The 16,462-nt window shown below is 72.9% G+C and carries 11 protein-coding genes; 2 read left to right on the top strand and 9 right to left on the bottom strand.

Going from position 1 to position 16,462, the window contains the following annotated elements:
• Nucleotides 1–50: 50 nt before the first annotated feature.
• From ACIQIB_RS12500 to ACIQIB_RS12460, 9 genes are all read right to left on the bottom strand, one after another.
• Nucleotides 51–929: a CDP-alcohol phosphatidyltransferase family protein gene (locus ACIQIB_RS12500; RefSeq protein WP_400653970.1), complete on the bottom strand. Its 879-nt coding sequence runs from the start codon at nucleotides 927–929 to the stop codon at nucleotides 51–53.
• A complete protein-coding gene (locus ACIQIB_RS12495) occupies nucleotides 916–1,608 on the bottom strand; it encodes a phosphatidylserine decarboxylase (RefSeq protein WP_363607975.1) in 693 nt (230 codons plus the stop codon). The genes ACIQIB_RS12500 and ACIQIB_RS12495 overlap by 14 nt, the downstream gene beginning before the upstream one ends.
• 497 nt (nucleotides 1,609–2,105) lie before the next feature.
• Complete coding sequence (locus tag ACIQIB_RS12490) at nucleotides 2,106–3,308, bottom strand: acyl-CoA dehydrogenase family protein (RefSeq protein WP_363607974.1); 1,203 nt, start codon at nucleotides 3,306–3,308, stop codon at nucleotides 2,106–2,108.
• Between the two features lie 160 nt (nucleotides 3,309–3,468).
• Complete coding sequence (locus tag ACIQIB_RS12485; protein ID WP_363607973.1) at nucleotides 3,469–3,972, bottom strand: MaoC family dehydratase; 504 nt, start codon at nucleotides 3,970–3,972, stop codon at nucleotides 3,469–3,471.
• 18 nt (nucleotides 3,973–3,990) lie between these two features.
• Nucleotides 3,991–4,977 (bottom strand): HpcH/HpaI aldolase/citrate lyase family protein, encoded by a 987-nt coding sequence (locus ACIQIB_RS12480; protein ID WP_400653976.1) that lies wholly within the window; start codon nucleotides 4,975–4,977, stop codon nucleotides 3,991–3,993.
• Between the two features lie 26 nt (nucleotides 4,978–5,003).
• Nucleotides 5,004–7,043 carry a protein meaA gene (locus ACIQIB_RS12475; protein WP_400653978.1) on the bottom strand — a complete coding sequence of 680 codons (2,040 nt, stop codon included), beginning with the start codon at nucleotides 7,041–7,043 and terminating at the stop codon, nucleotides 5,004–5,006.
• Complete coding sequence (ccrA, locus tag ACIQIB_RS12470) at nucleotides 7,043–8,413, bottom strand: crotonyl-CoA carboxylase/reductase (protein ID WP_363607970.1); 1,371 nt, start codon at nucleotides 8,411–8,413, stop codon at nucleotides 7,043–7,045. Before ccrA ends, ACIQIB_RS12475 begins: the two co-directional genes overlap by 1 nt.
• A gap of 391 nt (nucleotides 8,414–8,804) precedes the next feature.
• Nucleotides 8,805–9,722, bottom strand: coding sequence for a TetR family transcriptional regulator (locus tag ACIQIB_RS12465; RefSeq protein ID WP_363607969.1), 918 nt, complete (start codon nucleotides 9,720–9,722; stop codon nucleotides 8,805–8,807).
• 182 nt (nucleotides 9,723–9,904) lie between these two features.
• Nucleotides 9,905–11,680: a 3-hydroxyacyl-CoA dehydrogenase family protein gene (locus ACIQIB_RS12460; protein ID WP_400757767.1), complete on the bottom strand. Its 1,776-nt coding sequence runs from the start codon at nucleotides 11,678–11,680 to the stop codon at nucleotides 9,905–9,907.
• Between the two features lie 560 nt (nucleotides 11,681–12,240).
• Here ACIQIB_RS12460 and ACIQIB_RS12455 point away from each other — a divergent pair.
• Both ACIQIB_RS12455 and ACIQIB_RS12450 read left to right on the top strand, forming a co-directional pair.
• The gene (locus tag ACIQIB_RS12455) at nucleotides 12,241–14,943 is read left to right on the top strand and encodes an MXAN_6230/SCO0854 family RING domain-containing protein (RefSeq protein WP_400757766.1); all 2,703 of its coding nucleotides are present in this window, start codon (nucleotides 12,241–12,243) and stop codon (nucleotides 14,941–14,943) included.
• A gap of 76 nt (nucleotides 14,944–15,019) precedes the next feature.
• On the top strand, nucleotides 15,020–16,459 hold the full coding sequence (locus ACIQIB_RS12450; protein ID WP_363607966.1) for a glutamine synthetase family protein: 1,440 nt from the start codon (nucleotides 15,020–15,022) through the stop codon (nucleotides 16,457–16,459).
• The last annotated feature ends 3 nt before the right edge of the window (nucleotides 16,460–16,462 follow it).

Here is a 16,462-nt window from a genome sequence, read left to right as displayed (position 1 = left end):
CGGATCCAGTGGATCCGGGCCCTCCGTCATGCGGTCGCGCGTGCGGCCGGTCAGCCGATCCGGGACTCCGCGCGGCGGGCGCGGACGTCGCCGACCTTCTGGCCCACCTTGCGGCGGATGACCAGCAGCGGAGCCATCGCGGCCAGCGTGATCTGGGCGAAGGCGCCGATGTGCAGCAGCATGTCGCCGCCGGGCAGGCCGGTCGCCCAGGCCGCCAGGCAGCCGATCGAGACCACGATCCAGCAGAGCGTGGCGGTGGCCAGCAGCCCCTGCGGCTTCGGGTACTCGATGCGGCTCATCATCAGGTACGCGGTGCCCGCGATGGCCAGCAGGCCGGGCAGGAACGGCGGGTCCAGCAGCACGATGGCGATCACCGTCATGGCGCCCATCGGGCAGGGCATGCCCTGGAACACCCCCGGGCGCATCTTCACGGCCGAGAAGCGGGCCAGCCGCAGCACCACCGACAGCAGGACCGTCAGTGCGATCAGGGCGGAGAGCCGGCTGTCGGAGCCCGGCGAGACCATGCCCCAGACCGCGACGAAGTAGGCCGGCGCGATGCCGAAGCTGATCAGGTCGGCCAGGTTGTCGAGTTCGGCCCCGAGGGCGGAGGAGCGCAGCTTGCGCGCCACCAGCCCGTCGAAGAGGTCGCACATCGAGCCGATCAGCAGCAGCGTCACCGCGGTGGCGGCGCTGTGCCGGTCCGGAGCGACGTCCGGGTTGGTGATGTGCGGGACCAGGACCCCGGTGGTGATCGAGTAGATCGCCAGGAAGCCGCAGACGGCGTTCCCCAGGGTCAGGAAGTCGGCGGTGGACAGGTGCTGCGGAGAACGCGGAGCACGCAGCTCGCGGTCGCGCGCCCAGCGGCGGCGGCGCAGAACCGTCTCCTCGTCGTCCAGGCCGACGATCGTCTCAGGATCAGTCACGGTCAAGGCGCGTCACCCCGGCTGTGGTCTTCTGGCCGACCTCGACGCCGACCTCGACGCCGGCCGGCAGGTAGGTGTCGACCCGGGACCCGAACCGGATCAGACCGATCCGATCGCCCTGCTCGACCTTGGTTCCGGCCTCGACGTACGGCACGATCCGGCGGGCCACGGCCCCCGCGATCTGCACCATCTCGATGTCGCCGAGCTCGGTGTCGAAGTGCCAGACGACCCGCTCGTTTTGGTCGCTGTCCTTGTTGAACGCGGGCACGAAGCCGCCCGCCACGTGCTCGACCGACGTGACCGTGCCCGGCAGCGGCGCGCGGTTCACGTGGACGTTGAGCGGGCTCATGAAGATCGCGACCCGGGTGCGGCCGTCCGGCCAGGCGTCGATGCTCTGCACCACGCCGTCGGCGGGGGAGATCACTCTGCCCGTGCCGATCTCACGCTCGGGGTCGCGGAAGAACCACAGCATGCCCGCGCCGAGCGCGCAGGCGGGTACCGCCGCCAGGGCCCACTTGCCGCTGCGCCGGGTGAGCGCGGTGGTCACGGCGGCCGTGGCGAGGGTGGGGACGAACCAGGGGGTGGCTCCGCGCGCGATGGTCACGCGGGGTCGCCGACCGGCCGTCGGAGCGGCGAGGGCATCGCCTTCCGGGACGGAGGTGTGAGGGGACGGGCTGATGGGCATCGAAGACCTTTGTCGCGGGGGATCATGGCCGCTGGACGGGGGCCACCGCGGGGATCGAGTAATAAAGGGACGGCTGCTGTCCCGGTGGATGCTATCGGGAGCACACGGTGGGTGGGCAACCCGCCTGCTCGTTCATGTGTCCTGTGCGCGGCGTTCGCGCGCCTTCTGTGTGTACGACCGTAGCTCGCCCCGGTCCGGTTCCCAAGGGTCCTGACGAGGCCGGTGACTCTTGTCTCAACGGGCGTCCCGGAGGAACCGGGGACCGCCAAGGGCGTGTCGCGGACGCGCGGAAGCGGCCGCCGGGCGTGTGACAGCAGTTGTACGCCCTGCGGCCGCTTCCGGAAGGCCGTGCCGGACTCCCGGCGGACCAGGCCGGGGTTCCTGGTGGCACGGCGCGGTGCCGGGACGGGCCCGCACGCCCGTCGACCGGCCGTCACCGGGTCGGTTGAGTCGCCTGCCCGGGGAGACCCCCGCTCGGCGCGTCCCCCGCCCGGGGGTCACTCCGCGATGCGGTACTCCTCCAGCAGCCGGCGTCCGATGATCATCTTCTGGATCTCCGCAGTACCTTCACCGATGAGCAGCATCGGGGCCTCCCGGTAGAGGCGCTCGATCTCGTACTCCTTGGAGAAACCGTAGCCGCCGTGGATGCGGAAGGCGTCCTCGACGACCTCCTTGCAGTACTCGGAGGCGAGGTACTTGGCCATCCCCGCCTCCAGGTCGTTGCGCTCGCCGCCGTCCTTCTTCCGGGCGGCCATCACCATCATCTGGTGGGCGGCCTCCACCTTGGTGGCCATCTCGGCGAGCTTGAACTGGATCGCCTGGTGCTCGGCGATCTTCTTGCCGAAGGTGGAGCGCTGCTGGGCGTAGGAGACGCCCAGTTCGAAGGCGCGGCGGGCGACGCCGCAGCCGCGGGCGGCCACGTTGACCCGGCCGACCTCGACGCCGTCCATCATCTGGTAGAAGCCCCGGCCCGGGACGCCGCCGAGGACGCGGTCGGCCGGGACGCGGACGTCCTGCAGCACCAGCTCGGTGGTGTCGACGCCCTTGTATCCCATCTTCTCGATCTTCCCGGGCACGGTCAGGCCGGGGACGGACGGGTTCGGGCCGAAGCCCGCCGTCTTCTCGATCAGGAAGGTGGTCATGTTCTTGTACGGGGTGCTGCCGCCCTCGTCGGTCTTGCAGAGCACCGCGACCAGGGTGGAGGTGCCGCCGTTGGTGAGCCACATCTTCTGGCCGTTGAGGACGTAGCAGTCGCCGTCCCGGACCCCCTTGGTGGAGATCGCGGAAACGTCGGAGCCGAGGCCCGGCTCGGACATCGAGAAGGCGCCGCGGATCTCGCCGGCCGCCATTTTCGGCAGAAAGTAGTCCTTCTGCTCCTGGGTGCCGTGCGCGTTGATCATGTGCGCGACGATGAAGTGGGTGTTGACGATTCCGGATACCGACATCCAGCCGCGGGCGATCTCCTCCACCACCAGGGCGTAGGTCAGCAGCGACTCCCCGAGGCCGCCGTACTCCTCGGGGATGGTGAGGCCGAAGAGGCCGAGCTGCCTCATCCCCTCGACGATGGCGGTCGGGTACTCGTCCCGGTGCTCCAGCTCGGTCGCGACCGGAATGATCTCCTTGTCGACGAAATCCCGCACGGTGGCGAGGATGTCCCGCTGGATCTCGGTGAGGCCGTCGGTCTGTGCGAGGCGTCCCATCGTGCGGCTCCTGTGGAGAAGAGGAAGAGGGTGGGGGTGAGGGCGGAAGAGCGGGGGGGGGGGGGGGATTGCCGGGGGCCCCGCCGGCGTGGCTGCGGCAGCAGGGCCCCCGTACCGGGGTGGGGTTCGGCCGATGACGGCGGCCTACCCGTCCGGGGTCCTAGGGCTGCGGGGTGGGGCGCCCGGGCTGTTCGCCCCCGCGCTCCTTGGTGTAGGTCTCGGTCGGCACCATCACCTTGCGGCGGAAGACGCAGACGACGGTGCCGTCCTGCTTGTAGCCCTTGGTCTCGACGTGGACGATGCCCCGGTCGTCCTTGGACTTGGACGGCCACTTGTCGAGCACGGTCGTCTCGCCGTAGACGGTGTCGCCGTGGAAGGTCGGCGCGATGTGCCGCAGCGACTCGACCTCCAGGTTGGCGATGGCCTTCCCGGAGACGTCCGGGACGGACATGCCGAGCAGCAGGGAGTAGACGTAGTTGCCCACCACGACGTTCTTGCCGAAGTCCGTCGTCTTCTCGGCGTAGTTGGTGTCCAGGTGGAGCGGGTGGTGGTTCATGGTGAGCAGACAGAAGAGGTGGTCGTCGTACTCGGTGACCGTCTTGCCGGGCCAGTGCTTGTAGACCGCGCCGACCTCGAACTCCTCGTAGGTGCGTCCGAACTGCATGATCAGGGCTCCTGGGGGTCAGGCCTGCGGGGGCTCGAACGTGGAGGTGCGCTTGAGACCGGCGGCGCGGCCCTTGCCGGCGATGACCAGTGCCATCTTCCGGCTGGCCTCGTCGATCATCTCGTCGCCGAGCATCGCGGAGCCCTTGGCGCCGCCCTCCTCGGAGGTGCACCAGTCGTAGGCGTCGAGGATCAGCTCGGCGTGGTCGTAGTCCTCCTGCGCGGGCGAGAAGATCTCGTTCGCGGCGGCGACCTGGTCGGGGTGGAGTACCCACTTGCCGTCGAAGCCGAGCGCGGCGGCGCGGCCGGCCACCTCGCGGTAGCCCTCCTGGTTGCGGATCTGGAGATAGGGGCCGTCGATCGCCTGGAGGTCGTTGGCCCGGGCGGCCATCAGGATGCGCATCAGGATGTAGTGGTAGGCGTCGGCCGGGTAGCCGGCCGGCTGCTCGCCGACCACCAGGGACTTCATGTTGATCGAGGCCATGAAGTCGGCCGGGCCGAAGATGATCGTCTCCAGTCGGGGCGAGGCCGTGGCGATGGCGTCGACGTTGATCAGGCCCTTGGCGTTCTCGATCTGCGCCTCGATGCCGATCCGGCCGACCTCGAAGCCCATGGTCTTCTCGATCTGGGTGAGCAGCAGATCGAGGGCCCTGACCTGCTCGGCGTCCTGGACCTTCGGCAGCATGATGCAGTCGAGGTTCGGGCCGGCGCCCTCGACGACGGTGATCACGTCGCGGTACGTCCAGTGGGTGGTCCAGTCGTTCACGCGGACGACGCGGGTCTTGCCGCCCCAGTCGCCGTTGTTCAGCGCGTCGACGATGGAGTGCCGGGCGCTCTCCTTGACCAGCGGGGCGCAGGCGTCCTCGAGGTCGAGGAAGACCTGGTCGGCGGGCAGGCCCTGGGCCTTCTCCAGGAAGCGCGGGTTGCTGCCCGGTACCGCGAGGCAGGAGCGGCGGGGGCGGAGCCGGTCGAAGGCGGCGGCGGGCGTCGGGCTGGCGTTGCTCATGAGGGCGGGTCAGTTCCTTCCGGGGGTCAGCTGGTGGTCGCGGCGGGCTCGGGCGTCCACGGCTGGAGCCTGTTGGCCAGCCGGATCTCATCCACGATCCGGCCGATGATGGTCGTGATGCCGAAGTCCTTCGGGGTGAACACGGCGGCGACGCCGGCGGCCTTGAGGGCCTCGCCGTCCGCTGCCGGGATGATGCCACCCACGATCACCGGGACATCCTCCACCCCGGCGCGGCGCAGCCGCCGCAGTACGTCGGGAACCAGCTCGGTGTGGGCGCCGGAGAGGATCGACAGGCCCACGCAGTGCACGTCCTCGGCGACGGCGGCGGAGACGATCTGCTCGGGTGTCAGCCGGATGCCCTGGTAGACCACCTCGAACCCGGCGTCCCGGGCGCGGACGGCGATCTGCTCGGCGCCGTTGGAGTGCCCGTCCAGCCCGGGTTTGCCGACCAGCAGCCGCAGCTTGCCGGCGCCGAGCTCGGCGGCCGTCGCGGCCACCGCGGCGCGGACCGCGGCCAGCTCGCCGCCCGGCTCGGCCGCGACCGCGACCGGGGCGCCGCCGACGCCGGTGGGCGCGCGGTACTCGCCGAAGACCTCGCGCAGGGCGAAGGCCCACTCGCCGGTGGTGACCCCGGCCCGGGCGCAGTCGAGCGTCGGCGCCATCAGGTTGGCGTCGGTGGCGGCGACGGCCTTGAGCTCCTCCAGCGCCCGCTGGGCGGCGGCCTCGTCGCGCCGGGCGCGCCAGTCCTCCAGCGCGGCGAGCACGGACTGCTCGGCGGCCGGGTCGACCACCATGATCGCGGTGTCGAGGTCGGCCGTGAGCGGGCTCTCCTCGGTGGTGTCGAAGCAGTTGACCCCGACGATCTTGTCCTCGCCGGACTCGATCCTGGCCCGGCGGGCGGCGTGCGAGGCGACCAGGCTGGACTTGAGGTAGCCGGACTCGACGGCCGGGATGATGCCCCGGTTGCCCGCCCGGGCGCCCATCTCCAGCACCTTGGCGATCTCGGCCTCGGCGCCGGCCAGCAGCTCGGCGGTCTTGGCCTCGACCACCTCGGAGCCGTTGAAGAGGTCCCCGTACTCCAGCAGGTCGGACTCGTAGGCGAGCACCTGCTGGATTCGCAGCGACCACTGCTGGTCCCAGGGGCGGGGCAGGCCGAGCGCCTCGTTCCACGCGGGCAGCTGGACGGCCCGGGCGCGGGCGTCCTTGGAGAGCGTGACGGCGAGCATCTCCAGCACGATCCGCTGGACGTTGTTCTCCGGCTGGGCCTCGGTCAGGCCCAGCGAGTTGACCTGGACGCCGTAGCGGAAGCGGCGCTGCTTGGCGTCCTGGATGCCGTAGCGCTCCAGTGTGACCTTCTCCCAGAGCCGGGCGAAGGCGCGCATCTTGCACATCTCCTCGACGAAGCGCACGCCGGCGTTGACGAAGAAGGAGATCCGGGCGACCACCTCGCCCATCCGCTCGGCCGGCACCTGGCCGGAGTCGCGGACCGCGTCCAGCACCGAGATGGCGGTGCACATCGCGTAGGCGATCTCCTGGACCGGGGTGGCACCGGCCTCCTGGAGGTGGTAGCTGCAGATGTTGATCGGGTTCCACTTGGGGAGGCGCCCGACCGTGTAGGCGATCATGTCGGTGATCAGGCGCACCGAGGGGCCCGGCGGGAAGACGTGCGTCCCCCGCGAGAGGTACTCCTTGACGATGTCGTTCTGGGTGGTGCCGGTGAGCCCGGAGATGTCGGCGCCCTGCTCCTCGGCGACCACCTGGTAGAGCGCCAGCAGCCACATCGCGGTGGCGTTGATCGTCATCGAGGTGTTGGTCCGGTCGAGCGGGATGCCCTCGAACAGGGTGCGCATGTCCCCGACGTGGCCGACCGGGACGCCGACCCGGCCGACCTCGCCGCGGGCGAGGACGTGGTCGGAGTCGTAGCCGGTCTGGGTCGGCAGGTCGAAGGCGACGGAGAGACCGGTCTGACCCTTCGCCAGGTTCCGCCGGTAGAGGGCGTTGGAGTCGCTCGCGGTGGAGTGGCCGGCGTAGGTCCGCATCAGCCAGGGGCGGTCGCGGTCTGCCATCAGAGGCCCCGGCTCGGCTCTGCCGCCCGCTCGGAGACCTCGCGGAACAGGTTGATGGCCGGCAGGTGCTTCGCGCGCAGCTCGGCGTCGCGCACGCCCAGGCCCTCGGCGGGGGCGAGGCAGAGCACGCCGACCTTGCCCTGGTGCTTGTTGTGGTGGACGTCGAGGGCGGCCTGGCCGGTCTGCTCCAGCGGGTAGACCTTGGACAGCGTCGGGTGGATCTTCCCCTTGGCGATCAGGCGGTTGGCCTCCCAGGCCTCGCGGTAGTTGGCGAAGTGCGAGCCGACGATGCGCTTGAGCGACATCCACAGGTACCGGTTGTCGTACGAGTGCATGTAGCCGGAGGTGGAGGCGCAGGTGACGATGGTGCCGCCCTTGCGGGTGACGTAGACGCTCGCGCCGAAGGTCTCGCGGCCGGGGTGCTCGAAGACGATGTCCACGTCCTCGCCGCCGGTCAGCTCGCGGATCCGCCCGCCGAGGCGCTTCCACTCGCGCGGGTCCTGGGTGTTCTCGTCCTTCCAGAACCGGTAGCCCTCGGCGGAGCGGTCGATGATCGCCTCGGCGCCCATCGCCCGGCAGATCTCGGCCTTCTGGTCGTTGGAGACCACACAGATCGGGGTGGCGCCACCGGCCAGCGCGTACTGGGTGGCGTACGAGCCGAGGCCGCCGCTGGCGCCCCAGATCAGCACGTTGTCGCCCTGCTTCAGGCCCGCGCCGTTCTGCGAGACCAGCTGGCGGTAGGCGGTGGAGTTGACCAGACCGGGGGAGGCGGCCTCCTCCCAGGTCAGGTGGGCGGGCTTGGGCATCAGCTGGTTGGTCTTCACCAGGGCCAGCTGGGCCAGGCCGCCGAAGTTGGTCTCGAAGCCCCAGATCCGCTGCTCCGGGTCCATCATCGTGTCGTTGTGGCCGTCGGAGGACTCCAGCTCGACCGAGAGGCAGTGGGCGACCACCTCGTCGCCCGGCTTCCAGGCGTTGACCCCGGCGCCGGTGCGCAGGACCACGCCCGCGAGGTCCGAGCCGACCACGTGGTACGGCAGGTCGTGGCGCCTGGTGAGCGGCGAGAGGCGGCCGTAGCGCTCCAGGAAGCCGAAGGTGGAGACCGGTTCGAAGATCGAGCTCCACACCGTGTTGTAGTTCACGGCGCTGGCCATGACGGCGACCAGCGCCTCGCCGGGGCCCAGCTCGGGCAGGGCGACCTCGTCGAGGTGGAGGGACGTGCGGGGGTCCTTGTCGCGGCTGTCGAGGCCCGCGAACATCTGCTCCTCGTCCTTGTGGAGCGTCACCGCCCGGTAGGACTCCGGCAGTCTGAGCGCGGCGAAGTCCGCGGACGTGCTGTCGGAGCTGAGGATCGCGTCGAGGATTTCCTTCATGGCTGCCTCCGAAGGCGTACCTGTGCCGAGGGAGCACAGGGCGTCTGGGGGAGCCGGGAGCGGACACCGGCTTCGCTGAGGTGGGTGGTGGGTGGTCTGGCGGGGTGGGCCTGGCGTGCGCCCGGCTGGTGCCTGGCGTAGGGCAGAGCTCCCGGGGTGTGGGAACGCCGGACGACGGCGCGCCGAGGTGGGAGCCGCGGCGCCGCGACTGGTGGGTAACAAGGTAGTGGCACCCTGTGCCACGCGTAAAGACACCGGGTGTCATCAATTCGGGTGAACCGGATCCGTGTTCGACCGGGTGCCCGCAGGCGCGGAAGGGGCCCGCGCCGACCCTCCGGCGCGGGCCCCCAAAGCCCTGTGAAACCGCTTCGACCTGCGAAGACGCTGCTGCTCAGGCCTCCTTGGCGCTGATCAGCGCAGCCCTGATGCTGTCCACCACCACGTCCAGCGGGGCGTCCGTCCTGGCCACTGTGATGAGCACCTCACCTCCGGGGCTGGCACTCAGTGCGCTCCGGGCCGCCGTCTCCAGCGGCGTCGCACTGGCACCGGGTGCCACCAGCGACCCACGCCGTCGCGGGCCGGGCTCCGAGGCGGCCCAGAAGGTCCGCCGGATCACCTCGAAGGAGTGGTCCAGCTGCGCCTCCACGTCCCCCCGCCCGCCGGCCCGCAGCCAGCGCCGCAGCACGTGGTTGTGCGCCGCCACGACCGCCGCCGCCGAGACCTCGGCCAGCATCGAGTCGTCCTCACCGCCGCGCTGCCAGCCCGACGGGATGGACTCGCGGGTGTCGAACCGCCCCAGCAGATAGCGGGTGAACAACCGCTCGTACCGGGCCACCACCGCGATCTCCCGCTCGCGCAGCGCCGGGACCTGACGGATCAGCTGGTACCGCGCGACCGACACCGAGGGGGTGGAGGCGTACATCCGCAGCACCTCCTTGATGCCCCGGCAGACCACGTCCAGCGGGTGCTCCTCGGGCTCGGCGCTGGCCAGCAGGTCGGCCACCCGGACCAGGGTGTCGTCGTGGTCCGGGAAGATCGCCTCCTCCTTGGACCGGAAGTACCGGAAGAAGGTGCGTCGGGCCACCCCGGCGGCCGCCGCGATCTGATCGACCGTGGTCTCCTCGTAGCCCTGCGAGGCGAACAGCTCCATCGCCGCCGTCGCCAGGTCCTGGCGCATCTGCTGGCGCTGCGCGGCCGCCCGGCGGCTGCCCGGGCCGGTGTCGGGGACGGCGGGGCCGGACCCGGCCGGCCGGTCGGCGCCGCGCGGTACGGCGGCGTGCTGTGGGGAGGCTGACTGAACCCGATCCATGTCCGGAACGCTACACGTCCCCGACGCCGGGGTGGCCGGCCTTCCCCGGCGCACCGGCGGAACCGGGCCGGTCACGGCCGGTCTCGGCCACCGGGCGGCCACCGCCCCGGGGCTCCAGCCGGGCGGCGGGGACCCGTGCGGCACCGCGCCGCGGGGCCCGGCGCCCCCGGTCGACGGCGCGGTCACCGGCGCGCGTGGTCGCGGAAGCCGCGGCCGGTCTTGCGGCCCAGGCAGCCGGCCGCCACCAGGTGCTCCAGCAGCGGCGCCGCCGCCAGACCCGGCTCGCGGAACTCCTGGTGCAGCACCTGCTCGATGGTCAGCGAGACGTCCAGGCCGACCACGTCCAGCAGTTCGAACGGACCCATCGGATAGCCGCAGCCCAGCTTCATCGCGGTGTCGATGTCGTCCACCGTCGCGTAGTGCTCCTGCAGCATCCGCACCGCGTCGTTCAGGTACGGGAAGAGCAGCGCGTTCACGATGAACCCGGCCCGGTCGCCGCACTCCACGGGGTGCTTGCGCACCGCCGCGCACAGCTCCAGCACGGTCGTGGTGACGTCCGGCGCGGTCAGCACCGTGGAGACCACCTCGACCAGCCGCATCGCCGGCGCCGGGTTGAAGAAGTGCATCCCGATCACGTCCTGCGGCCGCGAGGTGGCCGTGGCGCAGCTGATCACCGGCAGCGAGGAGGTGGTGGTGGCGAGCACCGCGCCGGGCTTGACGATCTTGTCCAGGGTGGCGAACAGCTCGCGCTTGACCGCCAGGTCCTCGGCCACCGCCTCGACCACCAGGTCCACCCCGGCCAGCTCGGTGTACCGGTCGACCGGTGTCACCAGCGCCAGCGCCGCGTCCCGCTGGTCCGCCGTCAGCCGGCCCCGGGAGACCGAGCGCTCCAGCGACCCGGCGAGCCGCGCCTTGGCCCGGTCGGCCTTCTCCTGGCCGCGGGCGGCCAGCAGCACCGGGTACCCGGCCTTGGCGAACACCTCGGCGATGCCGGTGGCCATGGTGCCCGAGCCGCAGACTCCGACGTCGCGCACCTCCCGGCCCGGCACCCGCGCCGCGGTGCCGGCGGTCGCCGCGTCGACCGTCCTGGACGAGCCCGGCGCCTCGTAGGTGTAGAAGCCGCGGCCGGTCTTGCGGCCCAGCAGCCCGGCCGCCACCAGCTGGCCGAGGATCGGCGCGGGCGCGTGCAGCCGGTCCCTGGACTGCTCGTACATCGCCTCCAGCACGGTGCGGGCGGTGTCCACGCCGATCAGGTCGAGCAGCGCCAGCGGGCCCATCGGCAGGCCGCAGCCGAGCCGCATCGCGGCGTCGATGTCCTCCTGGGTGGCGTACCGGGACTCGTACATCGCGGCGGCCTGGTTCAGATAGGCGAAGAGCAGCCCGTTCACCACGAAGCCGGCCCGGTCGCCCGCCGCCACCGGCTCCTTGCCCAGGTCGCGGGAGAACGCGGCGGCGTCCTCGGCCACCTGCGGGGCGGTCAGCACGGTGCGGACCACCTCGACCAGCTTCATGGTGTGCACCGGGTTGAAGAAGTGCAGCCCCAGCACCCGCTCCGGGCGGGTGGTGGCGGCGGCGATCCGGGTCACCGACAGGGCGGTGGTGCCGGTGGCCAGCACCGTCTCCGCCGGGCAGATCCGGTCCAGTGCGGCGAACAGCTCCCGCTTCAGCTCCAGTTGCTCGGGGACCTCCTCGATCACCAGGTCCGCCGCCGCGGCGGCCTCCAGCGCGTGGCCCACCGAGATCAGCGCGAGCAGCGCGGCCCGCTCCTCGGCGGTGATCCGCGCACGGGCCACCGCGTGGGCGGTCGCCTCCTCGATCCGGGCCAGCGCCCGGGCGGCCGAGTCCGCGGTGGCCTCGATGCCGATCACCCGGCGGCCGCTCTTCGCGGCCGCGACCGCGACACCGGCACCCATCGTGCCGAGGCCGACCACGGCGACCGTGGGAAAGGGACGCTCCATCTGTCCTGACTCCTTGTCATGAAGGGCCCGCGCGCTCCGGCGGGCGCGCCGCCGCGCCCGTACACCGGGGACGGCCGCCGCCGGAGGAGGGTTCGCGCGCGGGGCTGGGGAGATGACGGTTGCGGCCCACCGGCGCAGCCGCCGGTCCGCTCCGGCCGTGCCGCGGGTGTGCCGTGGTACTCAGGCGCTCAAAGGTGAAGGAAGCGGCGCTGATACGAGGAGGAAACCCGGCCCGCCGCCCATCGCGGCACGGACCGGTGAAAGACGCACCGCCCGCCGCCGCCCGTACCGCACGATCCCGCGCGCCGGCCGACGACCCCGCCGGTGCGGCTCCCGAAGCCCGGCGGTGGTGCGTGCGGACACTGTAGCGAAGCTACTCGCCAGTAGGAAGGGGGTGGGGGGACCGAACCGGAAATCCGTTCGGCGCCGGGCGGGGGCTTCGCTAGGGTGGCGGTGCGGGGGCGGCTCCGCGGCGTGCTTCCTTCTCCTCTCATCTCTTACAATGAATCCGAGTGCGCCCACTCTCCGCCCCCGCTTCGTCATATCCCCGGGGGACACCAGTGAAGAAGCAGAGCACCGCCACGCCCGACACCGGTCTGGACGCGTACCTGCTGCGCCGGCACGGGACGGTCGTGGTCGCCGCCGGGGCGGCCCCGGGAGAGCCGGACCCCTCCAACGCGTCGGGGCTGATCGCCCTGGAGGCCGACCTCGCGCAGCGCGGCTTCCTGCTGACCGGGCCGCTGCGCGCCGCGCTCGGACGGCTCCGCCCGGCCGCCCTGGCCGACGCCGGAGCGGAACTGCTGCGCCGGATCGACGCCCTGCTCGGCGCCGACCGCAAGCACCAGCCGCTGTTCCGCCGCTTCCCGGAGACGGTCCCGGCCCACGCGCACGCCACCTACTCCGCGCACATCCGCGCCTTCCTGCTCAACCAGCCGAACCAGCCCTGCTCCTGGTGCGACCGCACCGGCGCCGAGGTCGGCATCGGCGCCCTCGCGCCCTGTGCCCACCTGCTCTGCGACGACTGCTACCAGGACGCCGAGGCCCTCTGGCCGCGCGGGGCGCGATGCCTGCTCTGCAGCACCCCGGTCGACGGGGAACGCCACCTCCCGCTGGACGCCAAGGCCGTCCGCAACGCAGCCCGCGAGCACCCCCGCGACAGCCTGCTGCGCCCGCTGCGCCTCGCCGAGGGCGCCGACCCGGCCGCCGTGGCCGCCGCCGAACTGGCCCGGCTGCTCGGGCGCCGCACCCCGCTCGACCCGCAGGACCGCGAAGACCTCGCCCTGCTGCTCGACCACGCCCCCGCCGATCCGGCCGACTGGCTGCCCGTCGACATCCCCGTCCGGGAGAGCCGCGCGAGCGTCCTGGCCGCCCTGCTCCACCGCGACCAGGCCACCGCCCGCCCACTGCTCGCCGACCGCCTCACCACCGCCACCGACGTACTGCGGCTGATCTGGGCCTGGTCCGGCGCCGAGCCCGACCTGCTGCCCGCCACCGCCAAGGGCCTGCGGCTGCGCAACCTGCCCCGCCCGCTCCGCCGCGAACTGCTCGCCGCCCTCGACGCGTTGCCGCTCGGCACCCTGGCCGAGGACCTCGGCCGCCACCGGTCCGCCTGGCTGCGGGCCGGCGAACTGCTGCACCCCTACGAGCACCGGGCCCGCTTCCCGTACGCCGCCGCCGCGTTCGCCGTGCTCCGGCAGAGCGACCTCGACCTGCACGGCCTCGGCGCCGAACTGCGCGACGCGCCCGCGCCGCTGCGGGTCGCCGAGACCCCGGGCGGCCACACCAGGCTGGCCGTCACCACCTTCGCGGGCCGGGTCGAACAGGCCCTCGCCGTCGGTGACGTGCCCGCCGCCGTCCGGCTGCTGACCGCCCGCCCGGGCGAGCTGGTCCGCCGACTGCACCACCTGCTGCGGGTGCACGCCACCTGGAGCCCGGCCGAACCGCTGCCCGCCGCGCTCGCCGGGGCGCTGCCGGGCGCGCTGCGCAAGGTCGCGCCCGGCCCGCTGCTCGGCGCGTACGGTCGGCTGCGCGCCCCGCGTGAACTCGGCGAGCGCCGGCTGTACTTCCCGCGCGGCCGGGTCTCGCTGGCCCACGCCCGCGACGACTGGGGCACCGTCGTCCCGGCCGCCCTCAGCGCACCGGTCTGCGCCCTGATCGAGGCCGAACTGCTGCGCCGGGCGGGTGCGCACGAGCGCCTCGACCTCGCGGTGCTGGACGAGGGCCTGGCCGACCTGGTCGTCCCGTTCGCCGAACGGGCCAGCGCCAAAACGCTGGTGGCGCTGCCGCGCGGCAGCGTGCAACGGCTCCCGGACGGCCGGCGGGTGCGGCTCTTCCTGCACTGGATGCAGACCCCGCGCCAACGCGTCGACCTGGATCTGTCGGTCGCCCTCTACGACGACCAGTGGCGGTTCGTCGGCCTCTGCGACTACACCCACCTGGTGCACGGCCCGCGCGCGGCGGTGCACTCGGGCGACCTCACCTCGGCCCCGCCGCCGCACGGCGCCACCGAGTTCGTCGACCTCGACCTGCTCGTGCTGGCCGCGGCCGGGGCGCGCTACGCGGTGACGATCGTCTTCAGCTACAACGACGTCCCCTTCGAGGACCTCACCGACGCCTTCGCCGGTTTCCTGGACCTTGACGCCACCGAGACCGCGAAGTACCGCCGGAGCAGCTTCCGGCCGAAGGACGTCCGCCAGCGCCTCGACCTGGCCGGCGACGCCAGGGTCTGTGTCCCGATGATCGTCGACCTGACCCAGCGCGAGTACGTCTGGACGGACCTCAACACCAGTGCCTCGGGCGGCTTCCACAACGTCTGGCGGCACCGGGACCGGATCGGCGTGCTCGCCGCCGACGTGCTGGCGCACTTCGCCGGGGGCTCCCGCGCCACGCTCTGGGACCTCGCCTGCGCCACCGCCGCCGCCCGTACCGACGAGGTCCTGGTCCGCGGCCGCACCGGCACCGCGCTGAGCGCCTACCGCCGGGCCGGGGGCGAGCCGGTGGCGGCCTTCGCCGAGCGGCTGCGCGCCCGGCACGAGCCCGACGACCGGACCGACGGGCCGGCCGACGACACCGTCCGGCTGCTCGCCGAACGGCTCACCGGCGCCCGGGCGTTCACCGCGCTGGTGCACGCCGATGTGCCCGTCCCCGCGGGCCTCACCGGCGCCGCCTACCGGCTGTACCCGGGCCCGTCGGACGCCGCGCCCGACACCGTGGAGCGGCTCACCGCAGGGGACTTGGTGGCCCTGTTCAACCCGGACGAGTGAATGGGCGGACAGGCGTCCACTCCAATCACCCGATAGAGGAATTCCCCGGGGTCAACAGGCCCGGCAGCATGGGGGCATGAGCACCGGAACCGTTGCCGCGGGCCCCGCCGAGCCGCCCGCCACCGGCCTCGGCGGCCACCTCGGCGCCGTCGCCCTGCCGCCGCGCGCCGAGCGCGGCGAGCGGGCGGAGGCGGCCGCCGAGCGGCTGCGCGTGGCCGGGGTGGACGCGGTGGCCGTCACCTGGGTGGACAACGCGGGCATCACCCGGGTGAAGGCCGTCCCGCTCGGTGGGCTGGTGCACGCCGCGCAGTGGGGCGTCGGCACCGCGCCCTGCTTCGACGTCTTCCTGGCCGACGACACGATCACCACCAGCCGGATCATCGGCGGCCCGACGGGTGATCTGCGGCTCTACCCGGCCCTCGACCGGATCGTCCCGCTGGCCGCCCAGCCCGGCTGGGCCTGGGCGCCGGGGGAGAGGTACACGCAGACGGGGGACCCGCACCCCGGGTGCCAGCGGCTGTTCGCCCGCCGGATGGAGGCCGCCGCGGCCGCGCGCGGCCTGAGTCTCAAGGCCGGCATCGAGGTCGAGTGGGTGGTCGCCCGCGCCGGAGCGCCCCAGGAGGGCCTGCGCTACCCGACGGACGGCCCGGCCTACGGCATGCACCGCCTGACCGACCTCTCCGACTACCTCGGGGACGTGCTGCGCGCCCTCGGCGAGCAGGGCCTGACGGTGCTGCAGATCCACCCCGAGTACTCCCCGGGCCAGTTCGAGGTGTCGGTCGCCCCCGAGGGCCCGGTCGGCGCGGCCGACGCCTCCGTGCTGGTCCGGCACACCGTGCGGGCCGTCTCCGCCCGGCACGGCCTGCGGGTCTCCTTCGCTCCCGTGGTCGAGCCCGGCGCGGTCGGCAACGGCGGCCACCTCCACCTCAGCCTCTGGCGCGACGGGCGGAACCTCGGCCGGGGCGGCGCCGGACCGCACGGGCTGACGGTGGAGGCCGAGGGCTTCCTCGCCGGGGTGCTCGGCGCGCTGCCCGAGCTGCTGGTGCTCGGCTCCTCCAGCCCCGCCGGCTATCTGCGGCTGGTGCCCTCGCACTGGGCCGGCGCCTACCAGTGCTGGGGTCTGGAGAACCGCGAGGCCGCCCTGCGGCTGATCACCGGCTCCTCCGGCGAGCGGGCCACCGCGGCCAACGCCGAGGTCAAGTGCTTCGACGCCACCGCCAATCCGTACCTGGCGGTCGGCGCGGTGCTCGCCACCGGCCTCGCAGGGCTGGACCAACGGCTCGCGCTGCCACCGGAGTTCACCGGTGATCCGGCCGAGGCCGCGCCCGGCACGGTGCCCCGGCTGCCCGCGAGCCCGGCCGAGGCGATCGCGGCGTACGAGAAGTCGGCGGTGCTCCGCGAGGCGCTCGGTGAGCCGCTGTACGAGGCGGTGCTGGCCGTCCGCCGGGCCGAGAGCGAGCAGTACGCCGCGGCCACCCCCGAGCAGCTGGCCGCGGCCACCCGCTGGCGGTACTGACCG

Origin of the sequence: Kitasatospora sp. NPDC092286 (genome assembly GCF_044755565.1) — a bacterium.
Lineage (GTDB): Bacteria > Actinomycetota > Actinomycetes > Streptomycetales > Streptomycetaceae > Kitasatospora.
This window is presented reverse-complemented; position numbering and strand designations above follow the sequence as displayed.

What these genes read in the sequence shown, in the direction of transcription:
- ACIQIB_RS12480 (WP_400653976.1), bottom strand. Translation starts at nt 4,977, where the DNA reads ATGAGCAACGCCAGCCCGACGCCCGCCGCCGCCTTCGACCGGCTCCGC.
- ACIQIB_RS12490 (WP_363607974.1), bottom strand. Translation starts at nt 3,308, where the DNA reads ATGGGACGCCTCGCACAGACCGACGGCCTCACCGAGATCCAGCGGGAC.
- ACIQIB_RS12465 (WP_363607969.1), bottom strand. Translation starts at nt 9,722, where the DNA reads ATGGATCGGGTTCAGTCAGCCTCCCCACAGCACGCCGCCGTACCGCGC.
- ACIQIB_RS12450 (WP_363607966.1), top strand. Translation starts at nt 15,020, where the DNA reads ATGAGCACCGGAACCGTTGCCGCGGGCCCCGCCGAGCCGCCCGCCACC.
- ccrA (WP_363607970.1), bottom strand. Translation starts at nt 8,413, where the DNA reads ATGAAGGAAATCCTCGACGCGATCCTCAGCTCCGACAGCACGTCCGCG.
- ACIQIB_RS12495 (WP_363607975.1), bottom strand. Translation starts at nt 1,608, where the DNA reads ATGCCCATCAGCCCGTCCCCTCACACCTCCGTCCCGGAAGGCGATGCC.
- ACIQIB_RS12475 (WP_400653978.1), bottom strand. Translation starts at nt 7,043, where the DNA reads ATGGCAGACCGCGACCGCCCCTGGCTGATGCGGACCTACGCCGGCCAC.
- ACIQIB_RS12485 (WP_363607973.1), bottom strand. Translation starts at nt 3,972, where the DNA reads ATGCAGTTCGGACGCACCTACGAGGAGTTCGAGGTCGGCGCGGTCTAC.
- ACIQIB_RS12460 (WP_400757767.1), bottom strand. Translation starts at nt 11,680, where the DNA reads ATGGAGCGTCCCTTTCCCACGGTCGCCGTGGTCGGCCTCGGCACGATG.